At 63.4% G+C, this 8,883-nt stretch carries 7 protein-coding genes and 1 pseudogene; 7 read left to right on the top strand and 1 reads right to left on the bottom strand.

Going from position 1 to position 8,883, the window contains the following annotated elements; all coding sequences use genetic code 11:
- Positions 1-246: 246 nt before the first annotated feature.
- Positions 247-1,194, bottom strand: a complete 948-nt coding sequence (gene trxB / locus IV088_RS15275; RefSeq protein WP_291103689.1) for a thioredoxin-disulfide reductase — start codon at positions 1,192-1,194, stop codon at positions 247-249.
- 179 nt (positions 1,195-1,373) lie between these two features.
- On the opposite strand from trxB, the gene IV088_RS15270 reads away from it, so the two are divergent.
- The 7 genes and pseudogenes from IV088_RS15270 to IV088_RS15240 form a co-directional block, all read left to right on the top strand.
- The gene (locus IV088_RS15270; protein ID WP_236964260.1) at positions 1,374-2,048 is read left to right on the top strand and encodes a Crp/Fnr family transcriptional regulator; all 675 of its coding nucleotides are present in this window, start codon (positions 1,374-1,376) and stop codon (positions 2,046-2,048) included.
- Positions 2,049-2,174: 126 nt separating this feature from the next.
- Positions 2,175-4,523 (top strand): DNA translocase FtsK, encoded by a 2,349-nt coding sequence (locus IV088_RS15265; RefSeq protein ID WP_291103686.1) that lies wholly within the window; start codon positions 2,175-2,177, stop codon positions 4,521-4,523.
- A gap of 43 nt (positions 4,524-4,566) precedes the next feature.
- The gene (gene lolA, locus IV088_RS15260; protein ID WP_291103684.1) at positions 4,567-5,205 is read left to right on the top strand and encodes an outer membrane lipoprotein chaperone LolA; all 639 of its coding nucleotides are present in this window, start codon (positions 4,567-4,569) and stop codon (positions 5,203-5,205) included.
- Positions 5,206-5,216: 11 nt separating this feature from the next.
- Positions 5,217-6,509: a replication-associated recombination protein A gene (locus IV088_RS15255; RefSeq protein ID WP_291103681.1), complete on the top strand. Its 1,293-nt coding sequence runs from the start codon at positions 5,217-5,219 to the stop codon at positions 6,507-6,509.
- A gap of 232 nt (positions 6,510-6,741) precedes the next feature.
- Positions 6,742-7,671: a branched-chain amino acid ABC transporter permease gene (locus IV088_RS15250; protein WP_291103679.1), complete on the top strand. Its 930-nt coding sequence runs from the start codon at positions 6,742-6,744 to the stop codon at positions 7,669-7,671.
- Between the two features lie 17 nt (positions 7,672-7,688).
- Positions 7,689-8,786 carry an ABC transporter ATP-binding protein gene (locus IV088_RS15245; protein WP_291103676.1) on the top strand — a complete coding sequence of 366 codons (1,098 nt, stop codon included), beginning with the start codon at positions 7,689-7,691 and terminating at the stop codon, positions 8,784-8,786.
- An 11-nt stretch (positions 8,787-8,797) separates the two neighbouring features.
- Positions 8,798-8,883: pseudogene (locus IV088_RS15240) on the top strand (ABC transporter ATP-binding protein); the annotation flags it as partial.

Here is an 8,883-nt window from a genome sequence, read left to right as displayed (position 1 = left end):
TGGGCTTCTTGCCCGTTACGTCGCAGACGCGTGCCATGAGGACACTCCGATACTTCTTTACAGCTGGTGGCGCGGGATGCGTGAACGGTGTTCCCGTCGCGCCTCTGGCCACTCAACCTCACCTCGCCAGGAAAGGGTGGCGGTAACCCATGATTTGTGCGAGCAAATCGCAGCAAAGCCTGTGATTATAGCGTTGCCGGTGACGGTCTTCGAACCGTCAGTCGGCGCGCATGCCCGACGGAGGTGTCAGGCGGGGTTTTGTTCCAGGAAGCGCTGAGCGTCCAACGCCGCCATGCAGCCCGTGCCGGCACTGGTGATGGCCTGGCGGTAGATGTGGTCCTGCACGTCGCCGGCCGCGAAGATGCCCGGCACGCTGGTCATGGTGGCCATGCCGTTGTTGCCCGACCTGGTCACGATGTAGCCGTCCTTCATTTCCAATTGACCTTTGAAAATGTCGGTGTTGGGGCTGTGACCAATGGCGATGAAACAGCCCTTGACAGCGATGTCTTCGGTGGCGCCCGTCTGCACGTTCTTGACGCGCACACCGGTGACCCCCATCGGGTCGCCCAGCACCTCCTCCAGCGTGCTGTGCAGTTGAAGTGCGATCTTGCCTTCAGCAACCTTCCCATGGAGTTTGTCGATCAAGATGGCCTCGGCCTTGAACGTGTCCCGGCGGTGAATCAGCGTGACCTTGCTGGCGATGTTGGAGAGGTAGAGGGCTTCCTCCACGGCCGTGTTGCCGCCGCCCACCACCGACACTTCCTCGCCGCGATAGAAAAACCCGTCGCAGGTGGCGCAGCCGCTCACACCCTTGCCCATGAAAGCTTCTTCTGAGGGCAGGCCCAGGTACTTGGCCGAAGCGCCGGTGGCGAGGATGAGGGCGTCGCAGCTGTATTCGCCGCTGTCGCCTTTGAGCACGAACGGGCGTTTGGAGAAATCGACGGTGTTGATGTGGTCGAAAACGATCTCGGTCTTGAAGCGCTCGGCGTGGGCCAGGAAGCGTTGCATGAGGTCCGGGCCCTGAACGCCGTCCACGTCGGCGGGCCAGTTGTCCACATCGGTGGTGGTCATGAGCTGGCCGCCCTGGGCGATGCCGGTGATGAGCAGCGGACTCAGGTTGGCACGGGCCGCATAGATGGCAGCCGTGTAGCCCGCGGGGCCGGAACCTAAAATAAGTACTTTTGTGTGCTTCATGGTGTTCGTCCTTCCCATTTTGTTGATGGGTTGGTATAGAGTGAATGAGAATGACGCGCAGATCCTTGTGGCTTCTGCTTTCTTGGGCACGGATTCCGGAAGTGCGGAAGTGGGCGCCTTGTCTGTGATCGAGTTTACAAAAAGCGCGGCGTCAGCCGTTCTTCAAGAGGAATAAGCCTATGTCGATACTGTCCAATCTTGATTTGATCCGCCGTGTCCCGCTGTTTTCGACCTTGACCCAGGCACAGGCCGAATCGGTGGCGGACGCTGTGATCAAGCGGCGCTTCAAACGGGGTGAAGTGATCGTGGAGCAGGGCAAAAAGTCCAACTTCCTGGCCATCGTGCTGACCGGGCGTGCGCGCGTGGTGACCACCGACACCCGAGGTCGCGAGGTGATCCTGGCCACCATGAATCCGGGCGACTACGTGGGCGAGATGAGTCTGATCGACAACCAGCCCCACTCGGCTACGGTGCGTGCGGAGGTTCAGACCGACGTGTTGATCCTGGGCCGGGTGGAGTTCGCCCGCTGCCTGCCCGAAAACACCTCCATGGCCTATGCCGTGATGAAGGGCCTGGTCTTGCGCCTTCGCCATGCGGACCGCAAGATCGAATCGCTGGCGCTCATGGACGTGTACGGGCGGGTGGCCCGTGCGTTGCTGGAGTTTGCGCAGCCCGACAAAGATGGCCGACTGGTGATCCGCGACCGGGTGTCGCGTCAGGACGTGGCCAAGATGATCGGGGCATCGCGAGAAATGGTCAGCCGGGTGATGAAAGATCTGGAAGACCGTGGGTTCATCGAGGTGGATGAAGACGGCAGCACCATCATCAAGGACCGTTTGAACTCGCTCGGCTGAGCCGGGCTTTTTTGCATCGCTTCGGCGCGTTGTCGGCGCCTCACAGACCTCCTGATCGGCCGCCTTGGCCGGGCGTTTGCCGCTGCCGCATTGGGGTAAGCTTGCCACAGGATATCTGCGAGGTCTATGACATATTCACTCAACACCCTCAATGCCGATCGGGCCAACGCGCCGCCGAGCGGACTGGCCCGCTTCGCCCATGAGATGGCGCTGGTGGCGGGGGCTGCTGTGCTCGGTTTCTGGCTGTTGGCGCTGATCAGCCATTCCTTGTCTGATCCGGCCTGGAGCACCACGGGGTCGCGAGGCGAGGTGGGCAACTGGGGCGGTCAGCTGGGTGCCTGGCTGTCTGATGCGAGTTACTACCTGATGGGCTTTTCCGTCTGGTGGCTGATGCTGGCAGGCTGGCGCGTGTGGCTGTCCGCTCTGGCGGAGCGGTTGCGGGGACAGACCCCATCCGACGCCACCGATGGGGCGGCATTGACGCTGTGGCAAACCCCATGGCTGCGCTGGGGCGCCTACGGGTTGGCGCTGGTGGTGCTCATGCTGGCCAGCATGACGCTGGAGTGGAGCCGGCTGTACCGGCTGGAAGCCTTCCTGCCAGGCCACGGCGGCGGGGTGTTTGGTCACCTTTTGGGACCGTGGGCGGTGCGGTGGTTGGGTTTCACTGGGTCTGCGCTGGTCGCACTGGCCCTGATCGTGATCTGCCTGCCCCGCGTGTTCCAGTTCTCCTGGGGGCATTGGGCGGAGCGCGTGGGTGGTCAGCTCGACGAATGGTTTGAGTCGCGACGGGAGAAGCGCGAGGCGGTGGAAGACCAGCGCATTGGTGAGCAGGCCGCGCGCGAGCGCGAGGAAGTGGTCAAGGTCGAGCGGGTCGAGATCGAGGAACACCACCCGACCCCGATGTTGATCGAGCCCACGCTGGTCGATGTGCCCAAGAGCGAGCGTGTGGCCAAGGAGCGGCAAAAGCCCTTGTTCACCGAGATGCCCGACAGCAAGCTCCCGCAGGTGGACCTGCTCGACAGCGCACCGGCCCACCAGCAGGGCGTGGACAGCCAGACGCTGGAGATGACCAGCCGCCTGATCGAGAAAAAACTCAAGGACTTTGGGGTCGAAGTGCGTGTGGTTGCCGCCGCGCCCGGCCCGGTGATCACGCGTTACGAGATCGAGCCCGCCACCGGCGTGAAGGGTTCGCAGATCGTCAACCTCGGCCGTGATCTGGCGCGCTCGCTGTCGCTGGTGTCGATCCGCGTGATCGAGACGATTCCGGGCAAGAACCTGATGGCGCTGGAGTTGCCCAATGCCAAGCGGCAGATGATCAAGCTCAGCGAGATCCTGGGCTCGTCGGTCTACAACGACGCCAAGTCGATGTTGACCATGGGCCTGGGCAAGGACATCGGTGGTCAGCCCGTCGTGGCCGATCTGGCCAGGATGCCGCACTGTCTGGTGGCCGGCACCACCGGCTCGGGCAAGTCGGTCGGTATCAACGCCATGATCCTGTCGCTCCTCTACAAGGCCGACGCGAAAGACGTGCGCCTGCTGCTGATCGACCCGAAGATGCTGGAGATGAGCGTCTACGAGGGCATTCCGCACCTGCTGGCGCCGGTGGTGACCGACATGAAGCACGCGGCCAACGGCCTGAACTGGTGCGTCGGCGAGATGGAAAAGCGCTACAAGCTCATGAGCAAACTCGGCGTGCGCAACCTCGCGGGCTACAACGTCAAGATCGAAGAGGCCAAGGCGCGTGGCGAGATCATCGGCAATCCTTTCAGCCTCACGCCCGAGCAGCCCGAGCCGCTGGAGCGCCTGCCCTACATCGTGGTCGTGATTGACGAGCTGGCCGACCTGATGATGGTGGTGGGCAAGAAGATCGAGGAGCTGATTGCGCGACTCGCACAAAAGGCGCGTGCCGCCGGCATCCACCTGATCTTGGCCACCCAGCGCCCCAGCGTGGACGTGATCACCGGCCTGATCAAGGCCAACATTCCGACCCGCCTGTCGTTCCAGGTCAGCAGCAAGATCGACAGCCGCACCATCCTCGACCAGATGGGCGCCGAGAGCCTGCTGGGCATGGGCGACATGCTCTACATGCCGTCGGGCACGGGCTTTCCGGTGCGGGTGCACGGCGCTTTTGTGAGCGACGAAGAGGTGCACCGCGTGGTGGCCTACCTGAAAGAGCAGGGCGGCGAGCCCAACTACATCGACGGGGTGCTGGAAAGCAGCCTGGGCGATGGTGAGGGCGGCGACATGTTTGGCGAAGGCGGGGGCGAGGGTGGTGAAAAAGACGCGCTCTACGACCAGGCCGTGGCCATCGTGCTGCAGGACCGCAAGGCCAGCATTTCCTATGTGCAGCGCAAGCTCAAGATCGGTTACAACCGCGCCGCCCGCCTGCTCGAAGACATGGAAAAAGCCGGACTGGTCAGCGCGCTGACGTCCAGCGGGCAACGCGACATCCTCGTCGCGCCGCGCGGCGATTGACGCCGGCATGCAACCTTGTCCGCGTTGGCGGATCACAGTTCACATGATCAAACCACTTCTGCTTGCCTCCGCCCTGCTGGCCACCTCGACGGGCGCTTTCGCCGATGGTCTCAAGGACCTGGAAAATTTCCTTCGAGACGTGGACAGTGCCCAGTCCGGCTTCACCCAGGTGGTGACGTCGCCCAAGCGCGCGGGTGAAGCCGTGGCGCGCAGCAAAACGTCCAGCGGGCGCTTTGAATTCCTGCGACCCAACCGTTTTCGCTTCGAGTACACCAAACCCTTTGAGCAGACCATCGTGGCCGACGGGCAGACGCTCTGGCTGTACGACGTCGATCTGAACCAGGTCACGGCCCGCAAGCAGCAGGAGGTGCTGGGCAGCACGCCTGCGGCGCTGATCGCCGCAGGCACCGACATGAAGGCGCTGACCGAGGTGTTTGATCTCAAGGCCGCGTCCGCCCAGGACGGTCTGGAGTGGCTGGAGGCGAAGCCCAAAGCGAAGGACGGTCAGCTGCAGACGGTGCGTGTGGGCTTTCGCCAGGGACAGCTTGCCGCGCTGGACATCGCCGACAGCCTGGGACAGCGCTCGGTGCTGACCTTCACGCAATGGCAGGGCAATGCGCCTTTGAAGGCGGAGCGCTTCCGCTTTCAGCCGCCGGCCGGCGCTGACGTGATCCGTCCCTGACCCGTCGGCGCGTGAGCCCACCCGTTTCACACCAACCCCTGGCCGAGCGGCTGCGTCCGCGCACGCTGGGTGACGTGATCGGTCAGCAGCACCTGCTCGGCGAGGGCATGGCGCTGCGGCTGGCGTTTGAGTCGGGCCAGCCACACAGCTGCATCCTCTGGGGCCCGCCGGGCGTGGGCAAGACCACGATTGCACGGCTGATGGCCGACGCCTTTGAGGCGCAGTTCATCACCATCAGCGCTGTGCTGGGCGGCGTGAAAGACATCCGCGAAGCGGTGGAGCAGGCCGAGACCGCGCGGGACGGCCTTCAACAGGAGCGCACCATCGTCTTTGTGGACGAGGTGCACCGTTTCAACAAGAGCCAGCAGGACGCGTTTTTGCCGCATGTGGAGAGCGGCCTGTTCACCTTCATTGGAGCGACCACCGAAAACCCGTCGTTCGAGGTCAACTCCGCCTTGCTTTCGCGCGCGGCGGTGTACGTGCTGCAGCCGCTGGGCGAGGACGATCTGCGCCAGCTCATCACCCGGGCCCAGGCCATCGGCGCCGTGCCGGCCGTCGAGACCGCCGCGGCCGACCGCCTGATTTCGTACGCGGACGGCGATGCGCGCCGCCTGCTCAACACCCTGGAAACGCTGGCGGTGGCGGCCACACGCGAAAAGCTCACGGAGGTGACCGACACCTGGTTGATGCGCGTGCTGGGCGAGCGCATGCGCCGCTACGACAAGGGCGGTGACCAGTTCTACGACACCATCAGCGCCCTGCACAAAAGCGTGCGTGGCAGCGACCCGGACGCGGCGTTGTACTGGTTCGTGCGCATGCTCGATGGTGGTGCCGACCCGCGCTACATGGCGCGCCGGTTCATCCGCATGGCGGCCGAGGACATCGGGCTGGCCGACCCGCGCGCACTGCGCCTGGCACTGGACGCTGCCGAGGTGTATGAGCGGCTGGGCAGTCCTGAAGGCGAGCTGGCGCTGGCCGAGTGTGTGGTCTACCTGGCGGTGGCGCCGAAGTCCAATGCGGTCTACAAGGCCTTCAACGAAGCCAAGGCCTTCGTGAAGAAGGACGGCACCCGCCCCGTGCCCATGCACCTTCGCAATGCACCGACCACGCTCATGAAAGAGCTGGACCACGGAAAAGGCTACCGTTATGCCCACGATGAGGCGGGCGGCTTCGCGGCGGGCGAAAACTACCTGCCCGAGGGCATGGCGGCACCCGGTTTTTACCGTCCGGTGGAACGCGGGCTGGAGATTCGCATCGGCGATAAGCTGCGCGAGCTGAAGAATCTCAACAATCAAAAAAACTAATGGAAGCCCAAAGCCGCTGATGCAAGCGGCTGTTGTGCCTCGATTTCAGGGTAAACCCGCGCCGAATAAGGGCTTACACGCATCGAGCCCCTGAAACCCCGTGGCTACAATCCGCCCACCAACCCGCAGTCTGTCCTGTTTTTAGGTCGAGCCTGGCGGGTTTTTTGCTACGTCAGAGCAGGTAGACCGGGCAACCCGCCCGGGGCTGACAAAAAAACACGGAGAAGTTTCTATGGACGTTTTGCTGCAACAGATCATCAACGGTCTGGTCCTGGGCAGTATGTATGCGCTGGTGGCGCTGGGGTACACGATGGTGTACGGCATCATCGGCCTGATCAACTTCGCGCACGGTGACGTGCTCATGGTCGGTGCCCTCACCAGTTGGACGCTGATCGGATGGATGTCCAGCGCCTGGTCGTGGATGCCGGGCTGGATGATCCTGTTGGTGGCTGTGCTGATCGCCATGGTGGTCTGCGGGGCGCTCAACTACACGATCGAAAAACTGGCCTACCGGCCGTTGCGCAACTCGCCTCGGCTTGCGCCGCTGATCACCGCCATCGGCATGTCGCTGCTGTTGCAGACCTTTGCCATGATCATCTGGGCGCCCAATCCCAAGTCCTACCCGGCCATGCTGTCGAGCGAACCGATCGAATTCGGCGGTGCCGTGATCTCGGTGACACAGATCACCATCCTGGCCGTCACGGCCATCACCCTGGCTTTCCTGATGTGGCTGGTGAACAAGACCAACCTGGGACGCGCCATGCGCGCCACCGCCGAGAACCCTCGTGTGGCGGCGCTCATGGGCATCAAGCCCGACGTGGTGATTTCGGCCACCTTCATCATCGGCGCCATGCTGGCCGCGATTGCGGGCGTGATGTGGGCTTCGAACTACGGCACGGTGCAGCACGCCATGGGCTTCATGCCCGGCCTGAAGGCCTTTGTGGCGGCTGTCATGGGTGGCATCGGCAACCTCGCCGGGGCGGTGGTGGGCGGCATTGCGCTGGGCCTGATCGAGTCGCTGGGTGCTGGCTACCTGGGCAAGTTCACCGGTGGGGTGCTGGGCAGCCAGTACACCGACATCTTCGCTTTCATCGTGCTGGCCCTGGTGCTCACGCTGCGACCCTCGGGGTTGCTGGGTGAACGCGTGGCAGACCGAGCCTGAACGAGGAGGAACGGATCATGATGAATTCCAAATCGGGCAAGCTGATTGCCTTTGGCCTCACCGCCATCGCCTTGATGGTGCTGCCGCTCTTGCTCCAGGCCACGGGCAGCAACTCCTGGGTCCGCATCGTTGACATCGCGCTGCTCTATGTGCTGCTGGCGCTGGGGCTGAACATCGTGGTGGGTTACGCGGGTCTGCTGGACCTGGGTTACATCGCGTTCTTTGCGGTCGGTGCCTACCTGTACGGCTTGCTGGCGTCACCCCACCTCGCCGACACCTTCCCGGCGATCAAGGCCCTCTTCCCCAACGGTCTGCACCTGAACATCTGGCTCGTCATGTTGCTGGCGGCCGTGGTGGCCGGCGTGGTCGGCATGCTGCTGGGCGCGCCCACGCTCAAGTTGCGTGGTGACTACCTCGCGATCATCACGTTGGGCTTCGGTGAAATCATCCGCATCTTCCTGCTCAACATGGACCGCCCGGTGAACATCACCAACGGTCCCAAAGGCCTCAGCCAGATCGACGCATTGACCGTTTTCGGCATCAACATGGGGCAGCGACAGACCATCGGCCTGGGAGACTGGTCGTACACCTTCCAGCCCGTGACGATGTACTACTACCTGTTCCTGTTCTTCGTGGTGATGTCGATCGTGCTGTCGTACCGCCTGCAGGACTCACGCATCGGCCGTGCCTGGATGGCGATCCGCGAGGACGAGATCGCGGCCAAGGCCATGGGTCTGAACACCCGCAACCTCAAGCTGCTGGCATTCGGCATGGGCGCCACCTTTGGCGGCATGTCCGGCGTGCTGTTCGCGTCGTTCCAGCGCTTTGTGTCACCCGAGTCCTTCTCACTGATGGAGTCGGTGATGGTGGTGGCCATGGTGGTGGTGGGCGGCATCGGCCACATTCCAGGCGTGATCCTGGGGGCGTTGTTGCTGGCCGGATTGCCGGAAGTCCTGCGTCACGTGGCCGGGCCGCTGACCGAGTGGACCGGCGGTCGCCTGGGCCCGGAAATCCTGCGCCAGCTGCTGATCGCGCTGGCGATGGTGGTGGTGATGTTGCTGCGCCCCAAGGGCCTGTGGCCATCGCCTGAGCATGGCAAGTCTTTGAGCAAGTGAGCGGTACTGATATGAGCGAAACCATTCTCAAAGTCGCCAATGTCTCCAAGCGCTTCGGTGGCCTGCAGGCCCTGAGCGATGTGGGCATCGAAATCAA

It is taken from the genome of Hydrogenophaga sp. (genome assembly GCF_018780075.1).
Taxonomy (GTDB): Bacteria; Pseudomonadota; Gammaproteobacteria; order Burkholderiales; family Burkholderiaceae_C; genus Hydrogenophaga.
This window is presented reverse-complemented; position numbering and strand designations above follow the sequence as displayed.

Excerpts from the sequence above, each read along its gene's own strand:
- trxB (WP_291103689.1), bottom strand. The coding sequence starts at position 1,194 with ATGAAGCACACAAAAGTACTTATTTTAGGTTCCGGCCCCGCGGGCTAC.
- IV088_RS15270 (WP_236964260.1), top strand. The coding sequence starts at position 1,374 with ATGTCGATACTGTCCAATCTTGATTTGATCCGCCGTGTCCCGCTGTTT.
- IV088_RS15265 (WP_291103686.1), top strand. The coding sequence starts at position 2,175 with ATGACATATTCACTCAACACCCTCAATGCCGATCGGGCCAACGCGCCG.
- lolA (WP_291103684.1), top strand. The coding sequence starts at position 4,567 with ATGATCAAACCACTTCTGCTTGCCTCCGCCCTGCTGGCCACCTCGACG.
- IV088_RS15250 (WP_291103679.1), top strand. The coding sequence starts at position 6,742 with ATGGACGTTTTGCTGCAACAGATCATCAACGGTCTGGTCCTGGGCAGT.
- IV088_RS15245 (WP_291103676.1), top strand. The coding sequence starts at position 7,689 with ATGATGAATTCCAAATCGGGCAAGCTGATTGCCTTTGGCCTCACCGCC.